At 63.6% G+C, this 20,172-nt stretch carries 14 protein-coding genes; 10 read left to right on the top strand and 4 right to left on the bottom strand.

Annotated elements, in window-relative coordinates; all coding sequences use genetic code 11:
- Window positions 1-12 precede the first annotated feature (12 nt).
- The 4 genes from GGQ99_RS18005 to GGQ99_RS17990 all read right to left on the bottom strand — a co-directional run bounded on the left by GGQ99_RS18005 (window position 13) and on the right by GGQ99_RS17990 (window position 3,985).
- The gene (locus tag GGQ99_RS18005; protein ID WP_183263592.1) at window positions 13-1,155 is read right to left on the bottom strand and encodes a DegT/DnrJ/EryC1/StrS family aminotransferase; all 1,143 of its coding nucleotides are present in this window, start codon (window positions 1,153-1,155) and stop codon (window positions 13-15) included.
- 234 nt (window positions 1,156-1,389) lie between these two features.
- Complete coding sequence (locus GGQ99_RS18000; protein WP_183263591.1) at window positions 1,390-2,313, bottom strand: carbohydrate kinase family protein; 924 nt, start codon at window positions 2,311-2,313, stop codon at window positions 1,390-1,392.
- Window positions 2,310-2,756: an RbsD/FucU domain-containing protein gene (locus GGQ99_RS17995; RefSeq protein ID WP_183263590.1), complete on the bottom strand. Its 447-nt coding sequence runs from the start codon at window positions 2,754-2,756 to the stop codon at window positions 2,310-2,312. Before GGQ99_RS17995 ends, GGQ99_RS18000 begins: the two co-directional genes overlap by 4 nt.
- Window positions 2,757-2,758: 2 nt before the next feature.
- Window positions 2,759-3,985, bottom strand: coding sequence for an ROK family protein (locus GGQ99_RS17990; RefSeq protein ID WP_183263589.1), 1,227 nt, complete (start codon window positions 3,983-3,985; stop codon window positions 2,759-2,761).
- Between the two features lie 235 nt (window positions 3,986-4,220).
- Between GGQ99_RS17990 and GGQ99_RS17985 the strand changes: the two genes are divergently transcribed.
- From GGQ99_RS17985 to bglA, 10 genes are all read left to right on the top strand, one after another.
- Window positions 4,221-5,252 carry a sugar ABC transporter substrate-binding protein gene (locus GGQ99_RS17985; RefSeq protein WP_183263588.1) on the top strand — a complete coding sequence of 344 codons (1,032 nt, stop codon included), beginning with the start codon at window positions 4,221-4,223 and terminating at the stop codon, window positions 5,250-5,252.
- A 102-nt stretch (window positions 5,253-5,354) separates the two neighbouring features.
- Complete coding sequence (locus tag GGQ99_RS17980; RefSeq protein ID WP_183263587.1) at window positions 5,355-6,437, top strand: ABC transporter permease; 1,083 nt, start codon at window positions 5,355-5,357, stop codon at window positions 6,435-6,437.
- A complete protein-coding gene (locus GGQ99_RS17975) occupies window positions 6,437-7,219 on the top strand; it encodes an ATP-binding cassette domain-containing protein (protein ID WP_108608881.1) in 783 nt (260 codons plus the stop codon). Before GGQ99_RS17980 ends, GGQ99_RS17975 begins: the two co-directional genes overlap by 1 nt.
- Window positions 7,220-7,377: 158 nt before the next feature.
- Window positions 7,378-9,846 carry a glycogen/starch/alpha-glucan phosphorylase gene (locus tag GGQ99_RS17970; RefSeq protein ID WP_183263586.1) on the top strand — a complete coding sequence of 823 codons (2,469 nt, stop codon included), beginning with the start codon at window positions 7,378-7,380 and terminating at the stop codon, window positions 9,844-9,846.
- 54 nt (window positions 9,847-9,900) lie between these two features.
- Window positions 9,901-12,117 carry a 1,4-alpha-glucan branching protein GlgB gene (gene glgB / locus GGQ99_RS17965; RefSeq protein ID WP_183263585.1) on the top strand — a complete coding sequence of 739 codons (2,217 nt, stop codon included), beginning with the start codon at window positions 9,901-9,903 and terminating at the stop codon, window positions 12,115-12,117.
- 14 nt (window positions 12,118-12,131) lie between these two features.
- Window positions 12,132-13,394, top strand: a complete 1,263-nt coding sequence (gene glgC / locus GGQ99_RS17960) for a glucose-1-phosphate adenylyltransferase (RefSeq protein WP_108608878.1) — start codon at window positions 12,132-12,134, stop codon at window positions 13,392-13,394.
- 3 nt (window positions 13,395-13,397) lie between these two features.
- Window positions 13,398-14,843: a glycogen synthase GlgA gene (glgA, locus tag GGQ99_RS17955; RefSeq protein WP_183263584.1), complete on the top strand. Its 1,446-nt coding sequence runs from the start codon at window positions 13,398-13,400 to the stop codon at window positions 14,841-14,843.
- Window positions 14,844-16,472: an alpha-D-glucose phosphate-specific phosphoglucomutase gene (locus tag GGQ99_RS17950; protein WP_183263583.1), complete on the top strand. Its 1,629-nt coding sequence runs from the start codon at window positions 14,844-14,846 to the stop codon at window positions 16,470-16,472.
- 5 nt (window positions 16,473-16,477) lie between these two features.
- Window positions 16,478-18,481, top strand: a complete 2,004-nt coding sequence (gene glgX, locus GGQ99_RS17945; protein WP_183263582.1) for a glycogen debranching protein GlgX — start codon at window positions 16,478-16,480, stop codon at window positions 18,479-18,481.
- A 39-nt stretch (window positions 18,482-18,520) separates the two neighbouring features.
- Window positions 18,521-20,143 carry a beta-galactosidase BglA gene (gene bglA, locus GGQ99_RS17940; RefSeq protein ID WP_183263581.1) on the top strand — a complete coding sequence of 541 codons (1,623 nt, stop codon included), beginning with the start codon at window positions 18,521-18,523 and terminating at the stop codon, window positions 20,141-20,143.
- The last annotated feature ends 29 nt before the right edge of the window (window positions 20,144-20,172 follow it).

Below are 20,172 nucleotides of genomic sequence, written 5' to 3'. Positions count from 1 at the left end.
GGAAGTGGCGTCTTACTCGGCCGCGATCTTGGCCGAGTTCGAGCCGACATAATTGCGGATCGTGGTGATGATCCGGTCCTGGTCGGCTTCGCTGAGATAGGGATGCATTGGCAGGCACAGGATGGTGCCTGGGACTGCGTCGGAGACCGGCAGGCCGCCCGGCACACGCGGGTAGTGGCTATAGGCCACCTGCACATGCAGCGGCTTCACGTAGTAGATGACCGACGGGATGCCCTGCGCCTGCAGATGCGCCTTCAGCCCGTCACGGTCGGCGGTCTCGATGGCATACTGCGCCCAAGCGGAGCGGCCAGCGGTTGGCGCGCGTGAGGCTTTCACCACATCGCCGAGGCCGTCAGCGTAGCGCTTGGCGATGGTGGCGCGGGCCTGCATCTCGTCTTCGAGGATCGCCAGCTTCTCGATCAGGATCGCCGCCTGCAGTGTGTCGAGGCGCGAGTTCAGGCCGACATGGATGTTGTCGTACTGGGTCTCGCCCTTGCCGTGGAAGGCGAAGGAGCGCAGCCGCGCGGCGAATTCGTCGTCGTTGGTGAACATCGCGCCACCGTCGCCGTAGCAGCCGAGCGGCTTGGCCGGATAGAAGCTGGTGGCGGCGACATGACCGTAGGCGCCGCACATCTTGCCGTCCTGCGAGCCGCCGATCGACTGGGCGGCGTCCTCGATGACGAGGAGATTTTCGCGCTTGGCGATGGCGTCGATCGCCGCATAGTCGGCGGCGATGCCGAACAGGTCGACGGGGATGATCGCCCTGGGCTTGAGGCGGCCTTCCGCCTTGACCATGGCGATCGCCGCTTCGAGGCTCTCGATCGAGATGTTGTAGGTGTCGGGTTCGATGTCGACGAAGACCGGCTCGGCCTTGGCAAGCGCCACGACCTCGGCGGTCGCGGCAAAGGTGAAGCTCGGCACGAACACCGCATCGCCCGGGCCAATGCCGGAGGCCAGCAGCGGCAACAGAAGCGCGTCGGTACCGTTGGCGCAGGCGATGACGTGCTTGACGCCGACATACTTGGCGAGCTGGTTCTCGAATTCGGTGACTTCAGGCCCAAGAATGTAGCGGCCCTCGTCGACGACCTTGTCGATAGCCGCCTTCAGACGGTCGCGGATTCGTTCGCGCTGCGCGCCGAGATCGATGAACTGCATGATGGCCCCAAAACCCAATCGTTTTCTTCGGGCCGCTGATAGCAGAGTTGATGAGTCCGAAAAAGCCGAGCCCCCTGCGGCATCCATGGCGCGGCTGCGGTTCTTGTTACTTTCGGTTGCAGCAATTTCGCGCTCAAATTGGCGGAAAACATGGGATTTCCCGCGCTGCCCGTTGAGCCGGCTTGGCGATGCGAAACATAAAGTGATCGGCGAAATCGCCGGAAAACGCCTGTTTCAGGCCAGTTCGCGCCGCCACGGCGGGTTTGCGCCAGCTCTCGACACGGTCACGGCCGCAGCCCGCGCACCGAGCGAAAGTGCTGCTTCGATGGCTGATTCCGAAAGCTCGGCGACAGCGCTCTTGGTCAGGGCATCCTGCGCGTGCAGGGCAGCAAGCACGCCGGCGTTGAAGGTGTCTCCGGCGCCGACCGTATCGACCACGGTTACCTTTTCGGGTGTCACCGAGACGGTGTGCCGGGCGCTGTAGGCGGTGGCGCCCTTGCTGCCCTTGGTGACGATCACCAGCTTGGGTCCCTTGCGCAGCCAGTCAGCCGCGATCTCTTCATGGCTGCCGGTCTCGCCGAACCAGGCCAGGTCTTCGTCGGAAAGCTTGACGATATCGGCCATGGCGAGCATCCGCTGCATCCGTTGGAGGTGCGCCTGCTTGTCCTGGATGAAGCCCGGCCGGATGTTCGGGTCGAGCATCGTCACCCGGTGCCCGTGCTCGCGCTTCATCAGCGCTTCATAGGCCGAACCGCAGGGTTCCGGGATCAGGCTGATCGCCCCGAACAGCAGGGCGTCGATGTCGTCGCCCAGCGCGGGCAGGTCGGCCTCGGTCAGCATCCGCCCGGCGGTGTTTTCGTCATAAAAGGTGTAGGTGGCATGGCCGTTGTCGAGCCGGACGAAGGCCAGCGTCGTCGGGCGGCCAGACAGATTGGCATAGCGCGAGCCGACGTCGCTTGCGGCAAGCACCTCGCGGATCTGCTGGCCGAACAGATCGGACGACAGGCCGGAGAAGAATTCGGTGGGCACGCCGAGGCGGCCGAGCGCTATCGCCGAGTTGAAGATCGCGCCGCCGGCATAGGGAGCGAAGGATGGTTCGCCGGCCGAACTCTGCCGGGGCAGCATGTCGATGAGCGCTTCGCCGCAGCACAGGATCATGGCTTGCCGGTTCCCTTTGGATAGATGACGCCCTTGCGCACGATAACGTTGGCGTAGAGCCTTGGTTCGCTGGTGGCAATGATGGTGTGGGCCGCCTTGACGCGGCTGTAGAAGGCGTCGCCGGCGAGCGGCACGACAGTGAAGCCGGGCGCTCGACCGGCGCAGACCGCTTCGATCTCGTCATGCACCTGGTCGGACAGTTCAGGGTCGCCCTTGACCGAAGAGCGGAAAATCGCCTGCGGCACGAAATCGTCGACGGGCAGCACCTGGAGTACGGCGTCGAGCACCGGGATCAGGTCAAGCCCATCGGCGCGGATGACGCGGCGGCCATGCTCGAGCGCGGGGTAATTGCCGTCGACGATGGCGATCTCGTCGCCGTGGCCCATGGCGCGCAGCGTGAACAGCAGATCCGGACCGAGCAGGGAAGGAATGCCGATGAGCACGATCAGACCCCTCGCGACGGTGCCGTCGAACCGATGAGGAAGCGCTCCGACAGCGGCAGGCTGGCACCACCCATGGCACGTGCGTGGATGCCCACTGTGCCTTCGCGCACGCTTGGGATACGCAAGCCCTCGACGTCGATCTTGCCGATGGCCGACTGTACGGCCTGCACCATGCGGGCGCGGATGGCAGGTGGCATCCAGCCGTCGATGACGGCGCTTTCGAAGTCGATGACCGATGCCGATGCGACGATGGCGTAGGCCAGCGCGTCCGACGCGGTCGCTATCCAGCTGTCGAGTTCAGGGCCCAGATCGCTCCATTCCTCGGGCGAGGTCCAGAGATATGACGCCTCGATCCCTTTCGCGTTCAGCGACTTCTCGAGTACCGCGATCGAGGCGACGTCGATGAGCTGCGTCGGCCTGCCGCCCGGGCCGGGCACCGGCATCGAGCCAAGCGCACCGGCATTGCCGGTCGGGCCGCTGTAGAGCCTGCCGTTCAGCACGACGCCGCCGCCGGCAAAGGCGCCGATGTAGAAATAGACGAAGTCGCGCAACGTGCCGATGTCGCCGAACACCAGTTCGGCGCCGCAGGCCGAGGTGGCATCGTTCTGCACGTAGACCGGGAAGGAAAACAAAGCCTGCAGATCGGCGCGTATGTCGCGGTTGCGCCATTCGTCCATGATCTCGCGCGGCGCGCCCGCCGTATCGACCCAGTTCCAGAGTTCGAACGGCATGGCGACGCCGAGCCCGGCGATGCGCTTGTCCTGCTCTCGTGTCAGGCTGGCGCGCATCTCGGCAATGCCCGACTTGACGAAGTCGATCGTGTCGCGCGGGGTCGGGTAGCCATACGAGTTCTGCAGCATTGCGCGCGAGTTGCCGAGGAAGTCGATGAGCACGAGCTCGGCGCTGCGCCGGCCGATCTTGAGGCCGATGAAGAAGGCGCCCTCGGGATTGAGCGCCATCGGGATCGAGGGCTGGCCGATCTTGCCGCGGACAGGCTCCTGGCGCAGCAAAAGCCCTTCGACCTCCAACTCGCGCATGATCACCGAGACAGTCTGTGCCGACAGGCCGGTCATGCGCGCAATGTCGGACTTGGCCAGCGCACCGCTCTGCCGCACCAGCGACAGCACCAGCCGTTCGTTGTGATCGCGCATGCCGCTCTGGTTGGTGCCACGCAGTTGCTGGCTTTCAGCTGCTTCCGGCGAACCGTACCTCGAACTTCCGGCCTCCACCGGCTTCCTCCCGTAATTTGCGCGGTTTTCTCTCAAGATCCGCAATTTTCTTTTGGGACAGAATGCGGGTCGACTGCAATCCTGTCAATAATAAATAAGAGTGATTTAATTATTGACAGCCGGTCCTGATTGGTGTTTCGTCAGGGCCGGATACTCGACTGGGAAGAGTGCACGAGTATCCGGGGCGATGCCCGCTGATCGGGCTCGCATGGTTTGGTTTTGGGAGGAGTTCCTGATGAAATTTTCAGTTCTGAAGACGACTGTCTTTGGTGCGGCCGTTGCCGCGCTCGCAAGCATTGCTGCACCTGCATCGGCTGCCGAAGTCGGCGCATGCCTGATCACGAAGACCGACACCAATCCCTTCTTCGTCAAGATGAAGGAGGGTGCAACCGCCAAGGCGACAGAACTCGGCATGACGCTGAAGAGCTATGCCGGCAAGATCGACGGCGACAGCGAAAGCCAGGTCGCGGCGATCGAGACCTGCATCGCCGATGGTGCCAAGGGCATCCTGATCACTGCATCCGACACCAAGGGCATCGTGCCCACGATCAAGAAGGCGCGCGACGCCGGCATTCTGGTCATCGCGCTCGACACGCCGCTTGAGCCGGCTGACTCTGCGGACGCCACCTTCGCCACCGATAACCTGCTCGCCGGCAAGCTGATCGGCCAGTGGGCTGCAGCGACTCTCGGCGACAAGGCCAAGGATGCCAAGGTTGCCTTCCTCGACTTGACGCCGTCGCAGCCGACCGTCGACGTCTTGCGCGACCAGGGCTTCATGATGGGCTTCGGCATCGACGTGAAGGACGCCAACAAGATCGGCGACGAGGACGATGCCCGCATCGTCGGTCACGACGTCACCAACGGCAACGAAGAGGGTGGCCGCAAGGCGATGGAGAACTTGCTCCAGAAGGATCCCGGCATCACCGTCGTGCACACGATCAACGAGCCCGCCGCCGCCGGTGCCTATGAGGCGCTCAAAGCCGTCGGTATGGAAAAGAACGTGCTGATCGTCTCGGTCGATGGCGGCTGCCCGGGTGTCAAGAACGTCCAGGATGGTGTCATCGGCGCGACTTCGCAGCAATATCCGCTGATGATGGCAGCCCTTGGCATGGAAGCGATCAAGAAATTCGCCGACAGCGGCGAGAAGCCCAAGCCGACCGAAGGCAAGGATTTCTTCGACACCGGCGTTTCGCTGGTGACCGACAAGCCGGCAACCGGTGTGGAATCCATCGACGTCAAGACCGGCCTGGAGAAGTGCTGGGGTTGATCTGACCGCCTGACGGCGTGACACTCTCTTGCAGACGAAGGGCGGCCCCTTGGTCGCCCTTCCCGCAAGGGGGATAAAAATCCCTCATGGGAGGAAATCGACATGACCGACGCTTCGGCAGATGCCAGGCGGCCGCAGGAATTCGAGAAGGTTCTCTCGGCCAGCGACACGTCAGTGGCCAGCTTCGACACGCATGCACGTTCGCCGATCGAGAAGATCCAGCATTTCCTGCATTCCAATCCGGCCGCGGTACCGCTGATCGTGCTGGTTGCCTCAATCGCGCTTTTCGGCGTGATCATCGGCGGCAAGTTCTTCTCGGCCTTCTCGATGACGCTGATCCTGCAGCAGGTGGCGATCACCGGCATCATCGGCGCCGCCCAGACCCTGGTCATCCTGACCGCCGGCATCGACCTGTCCGTCGGCGCCATCATGGTGCTGTCGTCGGTAGTGATGGGGCAATTCACCTTCCGCTACGGCCTGCCGCCGTCGCTCGCGGTCCTGTGCGGGTTCGCCGTCGGCGCTTTCTGTGGCTGGATCAATGGTGTGCTCGTCTCCTACATGAAGCTGCCGCCGTTCATCGTCACGCTCGGCACGTGGCAGATCGTGCTGGCAACGAACTTCCTCTACTCGGCCAACGAGACGATCCGTGCCCAGGATATCGAGACGCAGGCACCGATCCTCCAGTTCTTCGGCGCCAATTTCCGCCTCGGGAATGCCGTGTTTACCTACGGCGTCGTCGCCATGGTGCTGCTTGTGGCGGTACTCTGGTACATCCTGAACCACACCGCCTGGGGCCGGCATGTCTATGCCATCGGCGATGATCCCGAGGCGGCCCAGCTTTCCGGCGTGCGCGTCAACAGGGTTCTCATCTCTGTCTATGTCATCTCCGGCCTGATCTGTGCTCTCGGTGGGTGGATGCTCATCGGCCGCATCGGTTCGGTTTCTCCGACAGCAGGCCAGTTCGCCAATATCGAATCCATCACCGCGGTGGTGATCGGCGGCATCTCGCTGTTCGGCGGGCGTGGCTCGATCCTCGGCATGCTGTTCGGCGCGCTGATCGTCGGCGTGTTCCAGCTCGGCCTTCGGCTCATCGGCACCGACCCGCAGTGGACCTACCTGCTGATCGGCACGCTCATCATCATCGCGGTCGCAATCGACCAGTGGATCAGAAAGGTTGCAGGCTGATGGCTACCGAACCTCTTCTCACCGCACGCGGCCTAGTCAAGCGATATGGCCGCGTCACCGCCCTCGATCAGGCCGATTTCGACCTCTATCCCGGCGAAATCCTGGCTGTGATCGGCGACAACGGCGCCGGCAAATCGTCGCTCATCAAGGCGATCTCGGGAGCCATCACCCCTGACGAAGGCGAAATCCGCCTCGAAGGCAAGGTGGTGAACTTCAAGGCGCCGATGGAGGCCCGCGACGCTGGCATCGAGACGGTCTACCAGAACCTCGCTCTGTCGCCGGCGCTGTCGATCGCCGACAACATGTTCCTCGGCCGCGAAATCCGGAAGCCCGGCATCATGGGCAACTGGTTCCGTATGCTCGACCGAGGCGCGATGGAAAAGCGGGCCCGCGAAAAGCTGACCGAACTTGGCCTGATGACCATCCAGAACATCAGCCAGGCTGTCGAAACACTTTCCGGCGGCCAGCGCCAGGGCGTGGCGGTGGCACGAGCCGCGGCTTTTGGCTCGAAGGTCGTCATCATGGACGAGCCGACAGCCGCCTTGGGCGTCAAGGAATCGCGCCGCGTGCTCGAACTGATCCTCGACGTGAAGCGCCGTGGCCTGCCGATCGTGCTCATTTCGCACAATATGCCGCATGTCTTCGAAGTCGCCGACCGGATCCATATCCACCGCCTCGGCCGCAGGCTGACGGTCATCGACCCGAAGGAGTACACCATGTCGGATGCGGTGGCGTTCATGACCGGAGCCAAGGCACCTCCGGAGGCTGCAATCGCTGCCTGACCGGCCGGCCACAACCTTAGGTCTCCGCGTCGCGAGATATTGACGCGGAGATTTAAATCGATTGAGATCGCATTCGGGATGGCTAAAATGAATGCGGGAGGACAGGTGTCGGCAAGGGAGGCAAGTGAACGGTGGCCGAACAGGATGCGAGAGGCGACATGACCCGCGCAGTGACCCCGAATATCCCCCAGCCGCCGCTTGGCGACACCAGTCCCGAGGCATTGGCTGCCGAAATCCTGAGCGCGCTGAAATATCGGCTCGGCAAGGACGCCACCGTTGCCACCGACTATGACTGGCTGACTGCGTCGATCAAGGTCGTGCGCGACCGCATCGTCGACGAGTGGATTTCCTCGACCAAGGAAGCCTACGACCAGAGCGCCAAGCGGGTCTATTACCTCTCGCTGGAGTTCCTGATCGGCCGCCTGATGCGCGACGCCTTCTCCAATCTCGGCCTGATGGATGCGATGCGCCAGGCACTCGCCTCGCTCGGCGTCGAGTTCGACGTGATTGCCAAGCTGGAGCCCGATGCAGCGCTCGGCAATGGCGGCCTTGGCCGTCTCGCCGCATGCTTCATGGAGAGCATGGCGACAGTCGACATTCCCGCGCACGGTTACGGCATTCGCTACGCCAACGGCATGTTCCGCCAGGAAATCCATGACGGCTGGCAGGTCGAGCTTCCCGAAACCTGGCTCGAACATGGCAATCCCTGGGAATTCGAGCGTCGCGAGCGTGCCTTCGAGGTTGGCTTCGGCGGATCGGTCGAATCGATCACCGCGGCGGATGGCCGGCTCGAACGCCACGTCTGGAAGCCCACCGACCGCGTCCTGGCCGTTGCCTATGATACCCCCGTGGTCGGCTGGCGCGGCACTCGCGTCAACACGCTGCGGCTCTGGTCGGGCATGCCGCTCGACCCAATCCTGCTCGACAAATTCAACGCCGGCGACCACATCGGCGCGCTCGCCGAGAGCAACAAGGCTGACGCGCTGTCGCGCGTGCTCTATCCCGCAGATTCCCATAAGGCCGGCCAGGAGCTTCGGCTGCGTCAGGAGTACTTCTTCTCGACTGCCTCGCTGCAGGACATCCTGCAGCGCCACATCAGCAAGTATGGCGATCTGCCGTCATTGCCCGACAAGGCGGCGATCCACCTCAACGACACCCATCCCGCTGTCGCCGTCCCTGAACTGATGCGCCTGCTGATGGACGTGCATGGCATGGACTTCGACACGTCCTGGGGCATCACCAAGCGGACCTTTGCCTACACCAACCACACGCTGTTGCCCGAGGCGCTGGAAAGCTGGCCGGTGCCGCTGTTCGAGCGGCTCCTGCCGCGCCACATGCAGATCGTCTACGCGATCAATGCCGAGGTGTTGCTGGAGGCCCGGGCGACAGGCCGCTTCAGCGGCGAGCAGATCAGCCGCATCTCGCTGATCCAGGAGAACGGCGAGCGCCGCGTCCGCATGGGCAACCTGGCTTTTGTCGGCTCCCACAGCGTCAACGGCGTGTCGGCTCTGCATACCGAATTGATGAAGGAAACGGTGTTCGCCGACCTGCACAGCCTCTATCCCGACCGCATCAACAACAAGACCAACGGCATCACGCCGCGCCGCTGGCTGATCCAGTGCAATCCCGGCCTGACCGGCCTGGCGCGCGAGGCGATCGGCGACCGCTTCCTCGACGATATCGAGGCGATCCGCGAACTCGACGGCTTTGCCGAGGACGCGGCGTTCCGTGAGAAGTTTGCCCGCGTCAAACGCGTCAACAAGGAGCGGCTGTCCAACCTCGTCGGCGAACGGCTCGGCATCAGGGTCGATCCGTCGGCGCTATTCGACATCCAGATCAAGCGCATCCACGAATACAAGCGCCAGCTGCTCAACATCATCGAGGCGGTGGCGTTGTACGACCAGATCCGCTCGCATCCGGAACGCGAATGGATGCCGCGGGTCAAGTTCTTCGGCGGCAAGGCGGCGCCGAGCTACCACAACGCCAAGCTGATCATCAAACTGGCCAACGATGTCGCCAGGGTGATCAACAGCGACCCATCGGTGCGCGGGCTGCTCAAGGTCGTTTTTGTACCCAACTACAATGTCAGTGCCGCCGAAATCCTGATGCCGGCCGCCGACCTGTCGGAGCAGATCTCGACGGCGGGCATGGAAGCCTCGGGCACCGGCAACATGAAATTCGCGCTCAACGGCGCACTCACCATCGGCACGCTCGACGGCGCCAATGTCGAGCTCAAGGAGCATGTCGGCGACGACAATATCTTCATTTTCGGCCTGACCACCGAGGAGGTCGCCCAGCGCCGCAGCAGCGGCTACGAGCCGGGTTCTGTGATCGACGGTTCGCCTGAGCTCAAGCAGGCGGTTGCCGCCATCTCTTCCGGCGTATTCTCGCCTGACGATCCGGCCCGCTACCGCGAATTGATGGACGGGCTCTATCAGCACGACTGGTTCATGGTCGCAGCCGATTTCGACTCCTATGCCGCGGCGCAACGGCAGGTCGATGCGGTGTGGCGCGACAGCCCGGGCTGGTACGCACGCGCCATTCGCAACGTGGCGCGTGTCGGCTGGTTCTCTTCAGACCGCACCATCCGCCAATATGCCAAAGAAATCTGGAACGTACCGGCCTGATGTGATTGCATGAACTGACCTCGCCGAAGAAACCCTGGGAGGGGACACCGAAACATGCTGAAGCCCGGCGCGGCCGCCGAAACGAAACCGGAGCTCGACAGAGCCACGGATGGCGATATCGAGGCGATCGTGAACGGCACCCATGGCGACCCGTTCGCGGTTCTCGGGCTCCAGCAGTCGGGCAAAGGCTTCCTGGCGCGATGTTTCGTCCCGCATGCCGAGACGGTGACCGCCCACACGCTCGAGGGCAAAGCGTGCGGTCAGCTCTTGCGGCGCAACGATACCGGCTTCTTCGAAGGCAAGCTGACCATCCGCAAGCGGCAGCCGATCAGGCTGCACGCAAGCAATGCCGGCGGCGAGTGGTGGCTTACCGACCCCTACAGTTTCGGCCCGGTGCTCGGGCCGATGGACGACTACTTCATATCGGAGGGTTCGCATCTCAGGCTGTTCGACAAGCTCGGCGCGCATCTGATTTCGCATGAAGGCGTCGATGGTGTGCATTTTGCGGTTTGGGCGCCTAATGCGCATCGCGTCTCTGTGGTCGGCGATTTCAATGACTGGGACGGTCGCAGGCATCCGATGCGCCTGCGCCAGGACACCGGCATCTGGGAAATCTTCATCCCCGACATCGGTCCAGGCCACCCCTACAAGTTCGAGCTGATCGGAGCTCGCGGCGTCAGGTTGCCGCTCAAGGCCGATCCTTACGCCATCCGCTCGGAATTAAGACCCGCCACCGCGTCGGTCACCGACCGTCCGCAGGCGCATGAATGGGCCGACGAGAAGCACCGCGCCCATTGGAAAGCAGCCGACCATCGGCGCGAGCCGATCAGCATCTATGAGGTGCATGCCGGCTCGTGGCAGCTTCGCGACGATGGCACCTTTCTGTCGTGGGACGAGATGGCCGACCGGCTTATCCCTTACACGGCGGAGATGGGCTTCACCCATATCGAGTTCCTGCCGATCTCCGAGCATCCCTACGATCCGTCCTGGGGTTATCAGACGACAGGGCTTTACGCGCCTTCGGCCCGCTTCGGTGACCCGGATGGCTTTGCCCGCTTCGTCGACGGCGCCCACCGCGCTGGCATCGGAGTCATTCTCGACTGGGTGCCGGCGCATTTTCCGGTGGACGAGCATGGGCTTGCTCATTTCGACGGCACCGCACTCTACGAGCATGCCGACCCGCGCCAGGGTTTCCATCCCGACTGGAACACCGCGATCTACAATTTCGGCCGGCGCGAGGTCGTCTCGTTCCTCGTCAACAACGCCCTGTTCTGGGCCGAGAAGTACCATGTCGACGGCCTGCGCGTGGATGCGGTGGCCTCGATGCTGTACCTCGACTACTCGCGCAAGGAAGGCGAGTGGATCCCCAACGAATTCGGCGGCCGCGAGAACCTGGAATCGGTGCGTTTCCTGCAGAAGATGAATGTCGCCGTCTATGGCGCCCATCCCGGCGTGATGACCATTGCCGAGGAATCGACCTCATGGCCCAAGGTGTCGCAGCCGGTGCACGAAGGCGGGCTCGGCTTCGGCTTCAAGTGGAACATGGGCTTCATGCACGACACCCTGGAGTACCTCTCCAAGGAGCCGGTCCACCGCAAGCATCATCACAACGAAATCACCTTCGGCCTGCTCTACGCCTTCAGCGAGAATTTCGTGCTGCCCCTGTCACACGATGAGGTGGTGCACGGCAAAGGCACGCTGCTCAGCAAGATGGCGGGCGACGACTGGCAGAAGTTTGCGACCCTGCGCGCTTACTACGCCTTCATGTGGGGCTACCCCGGCAAGAAGCTTCTGTTCATGGGCCAGGAGTTCGCCCAGCGTGCGGAGTGGAGCGAAGCCAGGGCGCTCGACTGGAACCTGCTCGACTTCGCCCCACATCGCGGCGTCAAGCAGCTGGTGCGCGATCTCAACTACCTCTATCGCTCGCGCCCGGCGCTGCATGCGCGCGATTGCGAGCCGGAAGGTTTCGAATGGCTGATCGCCGACGATGCCGCCAACTCGGTCTTCGCCTGGTTGCGCAAGGCGCCGGGCGGCGCGCCGATCGCCGTCATTTCGAGCTTCACCCCGGTTCTGCGCGACAACTACCGCGTGCCGCTGCCGCTGGCGGGCAAGTGGCGGGAGATTTTCAACTCCGACGCGCTGGAATATGGCGGGTCGGGCAAGGGTAACAGCGGCATGGTTGCGGCCAGGCAGGTGGACGGAGGAGGGGCAGCCGCGACGCTGCTTCTGCCGCCACTGGCGACGATCATGCTTGAGTTTGTGGCGGACTGAGCAGGGAGGATGGCATGGAACTGAAGAGAAACCAGCCGCTGGCGCGCGATGCCATGGCCTATGTGCTTGCCGGCGGCCGGGGCAGCCGCCTGAAGGAGCTGACCGACCGGCGCGCCAAGCCCGCCGTCTATTTCGGCGGCAAGACGCGTATCATCGACTTTGCGCTGTCCAATGCCTTGAACTCAGGCATCCGTCGTCTCGGGGTCGCCACCCAGTACAAGGCGCATTCGCTGATCCGCCACCTGCAGCGGGGCTGGAACTTCCTCAGGCCGGAGCGAAACGAGAGTTTCGACATCCTGCCGGCAAGCCAGCGCGTGTCGGAAACGCAGTGGTACGAAGGCACCGCCGACGCGGTCTACCAGAACATCGACATCATCGAGGCCTATGGCCCCGAATACATGGTCATCCTTGCCGGCGACCACATCTACAAGATGGATTACGAACTGATGCTGCGCCAGCACGTCGACGCGGGCGCCGACGTCACCGTTGGCTGCCTCGAGGTGCCGCGCATGGAAGCGGTGGGCTTCGGCGTGATGCATGTCGACAAGAAGGACAACATCATCTCCTTCATCGAAAAGCCCGCCGACCCGCCCGGCATTCCCGACAAGCCCGACTACGCGCTGGCCTCGATGGGCATCTATGTCTTCAAGACCAAGTTCCTGATGGAGCAGTTGCGCCGCGACGCCAATGAGCCGGAATCGAGCCGCGACTTCGGCAAGGACATCATTCCCTACATCGTCCAGCACGGCAAAGCGGTGGCGCATCGCTTCGCCAAGTCCTGCGTACGCTCGAGCACCGAGGCCGAGGCCTATTGGCGCGATGTCGGAACGGTCGATGCCTATTGGGAAGCCAACATCGACCTGACCGACATCACGCCCGAGCTCGACCTCTACGACCGCGACTGGCCGATCTGGACCTATTCCGAGCTGACGCCGCCTGCGAAGTTCGTCCATGACGAGGATGGCCGGCGGGGCTCGGCGGTATCATCGCTGGTGTCGGGCGATTGCATCGTCTCGGGTGCTTCGCTCAAGCGCAGCCTGATCTTCACCGGCGCACGGATCAATTCTTACTCCACGCTCGAGGATGTGGTGATGCTGCCGGCCTGCCATGTCGGTCGCAACGCCAGCCTCAAGCGCGTTGTCATCGATCACGGCGTACACATCCCCGAAGGGCTGGTCGTCGGCGAAGACCCGGTGCTGGACGCCAAGCGCTTCCGCGTCTCGGAGAAGGGTATCTGCCTGATCACCCAGGACATGATTAACAGGCTGGAGCTGTAACTGGTGCAGGTGCTTTCGGTCACGCCCGAGATTTTTCCGCTGATCAAGACCGGCGGGCTGGCCGACGTCACCGGCGCGCTTCCGGAGGCGCTTGCCGGGCTCGGCGTCGGCACGCGCAGCCTGGTGCCGGGTTATCCCGTCGTGATGAGCGCGCTGAAGAAGAAAAAGGCGGTTCATCTATACACCGCCCTGCAAGGCGGCAAGGCAGCACTCCATGCGGCCGAGATCGGCGGGCTGGATATGCTGGTGCTCGACGCGCCGCACCTGTTCGACCGGCCGGGTGGCCCTTATGGCGACGCCACCGGGGCCGACTGGCAGGACAATTGGCGGCGCTTCGCGGCACTTGGCCGTGTCGGCGCCGACATCGCCGCCGGCGTGGTCAAGGACTACAAGCCCGATATCGTCCACGCCCATGACTGGCAATCGGCGATGACGCTGGCCTACATGCGCTACGGCGAGGCGGCAAAGGTGCCGTCGGTGATGACGGTGCACAACCTGGCCTTCCAGGGCCAATTCGGGGCCAGCATCTTCGCGGGCCTTGGTCTGCCGCAGCAGGCGATGGCGCTGGACGGGATCGAATATTACGGCGGTGTCGGCTTCCTCAAGGCCGGCCTGCAGGCGGCCTGGGCGATCACCACTGTCAGCCCGACCTACGCCCAGGAAATCCGCACACCGGCATTCGGCATGGGGCTCGACGGGCTGATCAACCTGCGCGCAGCCGAACTCCACGGCATCGTCAACGGTATTGACGACGATATCTGGAACCCTGAGACGGACAAGCATCTGGCCGCGACGTACACGGCGAAGAGCCTGAAGGGGCGCAAGGCCAACAAGCGCGCCATCGAAGAGCGCATGACGCTCGACCGCGACGATGGGCCGATCTACTGCGTGGTCAGCCGCCTGACCTGGCAGAAAGGCATCGATATTCTGGCGTCGATCATCGACCCGGTGGTGGCCTCCGGTGCCCGGCTGGCGATCCTGGGTTCGGGCGACGCCGGGTTGGAAGGCGCGCTTTTGGCTGCCGCCGCGCGCCATCGTGGCCGGGTGGGCGTCGTCATCGGCTACGACGAGGGACTTTCCCATCAGTTGCAGGGCGGTGCCGACGGCATCCTGATCCCGTCGCGCTTCGAGCCTTGCGGCCTGACCCAGCTCTATGGCCTGCGCTATGGCTGCGTGCCGATCGTAGCGCGAACCGGCGGCCTGGCGGACACCGTCATCGACGCCAACGAGGCCGCGGTCGCGGCCGGTGTTGCCACCGGTTTTCAGTTCGCGCCGGAGAATGCGGGCGATTTCCACCATGCCATCCTCAGGGCCAACGCGCTTTACGCCGACCCGGCTGCCTGGGCGTCGTTGCAGAGGCAAGGCATGAAGGCGGATGTGTCCTGGGATCGAAGCGCCCAGAAATATGCCGCACTTTACCGCATGCTTCTCTCAAAAAGGGATGCCTGAATGATTCGCACCGTCTCCACCACGCCCTATGGCGACCAGAAACCCGGCACATCAGGCCTGCGCAAGAAGGTACCTGTCTTCCAGCAGCAGAATTATGCCGAGAACTTCATCCAGTCGGTGTTCGATGCGCTCGAAGGTTTTGCCGGCAAGACGCTGGTCGTCGGCGGCGACGGCCGCTTCTACAATCGCGAGGTGATCCAGAAGGTCATTGCCATGGCGGTGGCCAACGGTTTCGGCCGCGTCGTTGTCGGCCAAGGTGGCATCCTGTCGACGCCCGCCGCCTCCAACCTGATCCGCAAGCGCAAGGCCTTCGGTGGGCTTATCTTGTCGGCCAGCCACAATCCCGGCGGCCCGCACGAGGATTTCGGCATCAAGTACAATGCCGAAAACGGCGGCCCGGCGCCGGAGAAGCTGACCGATGCGATCTATGCCCGCAGCAAGGTCATCACCAGTTACAAGATTGCCGATGTTGGCCAGGTCGATCTCGACCACACGGGCACCTTCGAAGTGGGTGGCATCAAGGTCGAAATCGTCGATCCGGTGGCGGACTACGCGGCGTTGATGGAGACGCTGTTCGACTTCGATGCGTTGCGTGCGCTGTTCAAGTCGGGCTTCCGGATGCGTTTCGATGCCATGCACGCCGTGACCGGCCCTTATGCCAAGGAAATCCTGGAGCGCCGGCTGGGTGCTGCCGAGGGTACGGCGCGCAACTTCGTGCCGCTGGAGGATTTTGGCGGTCACCATCCGGACCCCAACCTGGTCCACGCCAAGGAACTCTATGACGAGATGATGGGCCCGAACGCGCCTGATTTCGGCGCGGCGTCCGACGGCGACGGCGACCGCAATCTGATCATCGGCCGCGGCATCTTCGTCACGCCATCGGATTCGCTGGCGATGCTGGCGGCCAATGCCCATCTCGCGCCGGGCTACAAGGCAGGCCTCAAGGGCATTGCCCGCTCGATGCCGACCAGCGGTGCCGCCGACCGGGTTGCTGAAAAGCTTGGCATCGGCATGTACGAGACGCCGACCGGCTGGAAGTTCTTCGGCAACCTGCTTGACGCCGGCATGGCGACGATCTGCGGTGAGGAAAGCGCCGGCACCGGCTCCGATCATGTTCGCGAAAAGGACGGGCTGTGGGCTGTGCTGCTCTGGCTCAACATCCTTGCCGTACGTGGCGAGAGCGCCAAGGAAATCGCTGCCAAGCATTGGGTTACATACGGTCGCAACTATTACTCGCGCCACGACTATGAGGAGGTCGAGACTGATCGCGCCAACGCGTTGGTCGACGCCTTGCGCGCAAAGCTCGGCTCGCTGCCGGGCACGAGTGTTCGTGGCATGAAAATCGCCAGTGCCGACGATTTTGCCTACAACGACCCAGTCGACGGCTCGGTGAGCAAGAACCAGGGCATCCGCATCCTGTTCGAAGGCGGCTCGCGCGTCGTCTTCCGGCTGTCCGGCACGGGCACCTCGGGTGCCACGCTGCGTGTCTACATCGAGCGTTATGAGCCCGATCCGGCACGACATGGCCTGGACACGCAGGCAGCCCTTGCCGACCTGATCAAGGCTGCCGAGGACATCGCCGGCATCCGCAGCCACACCGGTCGTGACAAGCCGAGCGTCATCACCTGATGCCAATGGACGCAGCGGCTGAATATCGGCCGCGGTTTGGCGCGACCGTATCCGAAGGCGGCATCCGTTTTGCCGTCTGGTCCGGTGCTGCCGAGCGCATCTGGGTGTCGGTCTTCGATGCGGCCGGCAAGGCCGAGACCGACAGGCTGGAACTCCAGCGCGAGGGCGAGGGCGTTTTCGCGCTGTCGGTTGCCGGCCTGCGCGAGGGAACCCGCTACGGCTTCCGCGCCGACGGGCCATATGTGCCTGATGAGGGTCTTTGGTTCGATCCCGACAAGCTGCTGGTTGACCCCTACGCCGTTCGAATTGACAGAGCCTATCGTTATGACGGACGGCTGGCGGCGAGAAGGGGGCAGGGCGGCGACACCGCCGATCTGATGCCGAAGGCTGTGGCGGTCAGGCTGCCAACAGCGCCGACTGCAGCACCAACCTTCACGCGGGGCGGGCTCATCTACGAGGTGCCGGTGCGCGCCTTTTCGATGGCGCATCCGTCCATCCCGACGAAGCTTCGCGGCACGATCCGCGCCTTGGCCGAGCCGGCTGTCATCGAGCATCTCCTGAGGCTGGGCGTGTCGGCCGTCGAACTCATGCCGGTGACCGCGACGATGGACGAGCGCCACCTGCCGGCGCTGGGGCTCAGCAATTCCTGGGGCTACAATCCCGTCAGCTTCATGGCGCTCGATCCGCGCCTGGCGCCCAATGGGATAGACGACTTGCGTGAGACAACGGCCGCACTCCACGAGGCCGGCATAGGCGTCATCCTCGACCTCGTTTTCAACCATACGGCCGAAAGCGATGAACTCGGACCGACGCTGTCGCTGCGCGGTCTCGACAATCGCGCCTACTATCGCGGGGCCACAGATGACCCCGGCCGCTTTGCCAATGACACCGGCACCGGCAACACGCTCGCCTGCGACCATTCGGTGGCGCAGCAGCTCATTCTCGACAGTCTCAGGCATTTTGTCGTTCATGCCGGCGTCGACGGTTTCCGTTTCGATCTCGCGCCGGTGCTGGGACGGGTCGATGGCGAGTTCCGGGCGGATGCACCGCTGCTCCAGGGCATGCGCCAGGATCCGATCATTGGCGACCGTGTTCTCATCGCCGAGCCATGGGACATCGGCCACAATGGCTATCGCCTCGGCGGTTTTCCGCCCGAATTCCAGGAGTGGAACGATCGCTACCGCGACGACGTCAGGCGCTTCTGGCGCGGCGACCGCGGCATGGTCGGCGCCCTGGCGACCAGGCTTGCGGGTTCGTCCGACATATTCGGCGGAGGAGCGCAAACGCGGACGGTGAATTTCGTCGCCGCCCACGACGGCATGACGCTGGCGGACATCGTGCGCTACGAACGCAAGCATAACGAGGCCAATGGTGAACACAATCACGACGGCCACAACGAGAATTTTTCCTGGAACAACGGTGTCGAGGGTGAAAGCAGCGACCCCGAGATCGCCGCCGAGCGCGGCCGGGACGTGCGCGCCATGCTGGCCGTGCTGTTCGCCTCGCGCGGCGCCATCATGCTGACTGCAGGCGACGAGTTCGGCCGCAGCCAGCATGGCAACAACAATGCTTACGCGCAGGACAACGAACTGACGTGGCTGGACTGGGTCGACCGGGACGTCGCGCTTGAGGATTTCGTAGCCAACCTTTCGAGGCTCCGGCGCGAGATACCCGCGCTGGCCGAACTGGATTTCCTGGCCGGCACACCCAGGCATGGCTCGGCCGTATCTGACGTGGAATGGCTGACGGAAGCGGGCCGGCCGATGAGCGACGCCACCTGGCACGAGCCCGACCGGCATCGCCTGACCATGCTGCTTGGAAACGGAACCGCCTTTGGCGGACAGCTCGCCGTCATGATCAATGGGGCGCGGCGCGACGCCACCTTCAAGCTTCCAACTCGTCCCGGCTTCCAATGGCAGCCGGTTGCAGGCGGGACAGGGCCGCTCGAGAACCGCACCGCGGTGCCGGCGCGCACCGTGCTTTTTGCCATCGAACATCCCGGCGAGTGACAGCCAAGGAGAACTGCAATGGTGCCGAAAGAGGGAACGATGCCCCCTGCTGACTGGTGGCGCGGCTGCGTCATCTATCAGGTTTACCCTCGCTCTTTTCAGGACACGACGGGTGACGGCAGCGGCGACCTTGCAGGCATTACGCGTCGCCTGGCGCACATTGCCTCGCTCGGTGTCGACGCAGTCTGGCTTTCGCCGTTCTTCAAGTCGCCGATGGCGGACATGGGCTACGACGTTTCGGACTACTGCGATGTCGACCCCATGTTCGGCACGCTGGCGGATTTCGACGCGCTGATTGCCGAAGCCCATCGCCTCGGGCTGAAGATCATCATCGACCAGGTGCTGTCGCACTCTTCGGACCAGCATCCGTGGTTCGTGGAGAGCCGCGCCAGCCGCGACAACCCCAAGGCCGACTGGTACGTCTGGGCTCCGCCCAAGCCCGACGGAGGCGCCCCCAACAACTGGATATCGATCTTCGGCGGCCCTGGCTGGGAGTGGGATTCGACCCGCAGGCAATATTACCAGCACAACTTCCTGGCCTCGCAGCCCGACCTCAATTTCCACAATCCCGACGTGCAGGATGCCTTGCTGGAGACTGTGCGCTTCTGGCTCGACCGGGGCGTTGATGGCTTCCGGCTAGATACGGTCAATTTCTACGTCCACGACAGGTGGCTGCGCGACAACCCGCCCTTGCCGAAGAGCATTGCCGGCGAGAACGAGGAAACCAACCCTTACGAATTCCAGGACCATTTGTTCGACAAGACGCGGCCGGAAAACCTCGAATTTCTCAAGCGCTTCCGGGCGTTGCTCGACGAATATGACGGGCGAAGCTCGGTCGGCGAGGTCGGAGACGGAGAGCGCTCGCTGCAGACGGTAGCCGCCTACACCTCTGGCGGCGACAAGCTCGACATGTGCTACACCTTCGACCTGCTGGGGCCTAAATTCTCGGCTGCGCATGTCCTGAAGTGCATTGCCGATTTCGAGGCAGCGGTCACCGACGGCTGGATTTGCTGGGCTTTCTCCAATCATGACGTAGCCCGCCATGTCACGCGCTGGACCCGGCCCGGCGGCGATCCGGAGGCGGTCGCGAAGTTCTCGGTCGCCTTGCTTGCCTGCCTGCGCGGCTCGATCTGCATCTATCAGGGCGAGGAGCTTGGCCTGACGGAGGCGGAACTTGCCTTCGAAGACCTGCGCGATCCCTACGGTATCCGATTCTGGCCCGGCCAGAAGGGCCGGGACGGCTGCCGCACGCCGATGGTTTGGGAGGCCCAGTCGGAGCAGGGGGGCTTTTCCGACGGCAAGCCGTGGCTGCCGATTCCGGCTGGTCATCGCGCCCATGCCGTTGACCGGCAGCAACGAGACGAGGGGTCGGTTCTGGCCCGCTACCGCGCCGTGCTCGCCGCCCGCAGGGCGCTTCCGGCACTTATCCACGGCTCGATCTCATTGCTGGAAGCCGACGGCGACGTGCTCTCTTTCGTGCGCGAGGCAGACGGCGAGCGGCTGCTTTGCGTCTTCAACTTTGCCGAGGATTCCGCCGTTTGGCCGGTTCCCGCGCGGCTCACCGGGTTGCTTCCGCTCGATTTTCCCGGAGGCTCGGACGAACTCGAAGGAGGCAGGATCGCGCTTCCTCCGCTCGGTTACTTTATCGGACGCTTGGTTTGAAGGCGCTCAAGTTGACTTTAGGTGAGCAC

Source organism: Aminobacter niigataensis (assembly GCF_014200015.1).
GTDB classification, from domain to species: Bacteria; Pseudomonadota; Alphaproteobacteria; order Rhizobiales; family Rhizobiaceae; genus Aminobacter; species Aminobacter niigataensis.
The sequence above is the reverse complement of the archived record's forward strand: the minus strand, read 5'-3'. Positions and strand labels throughout refer to the sequence as shown.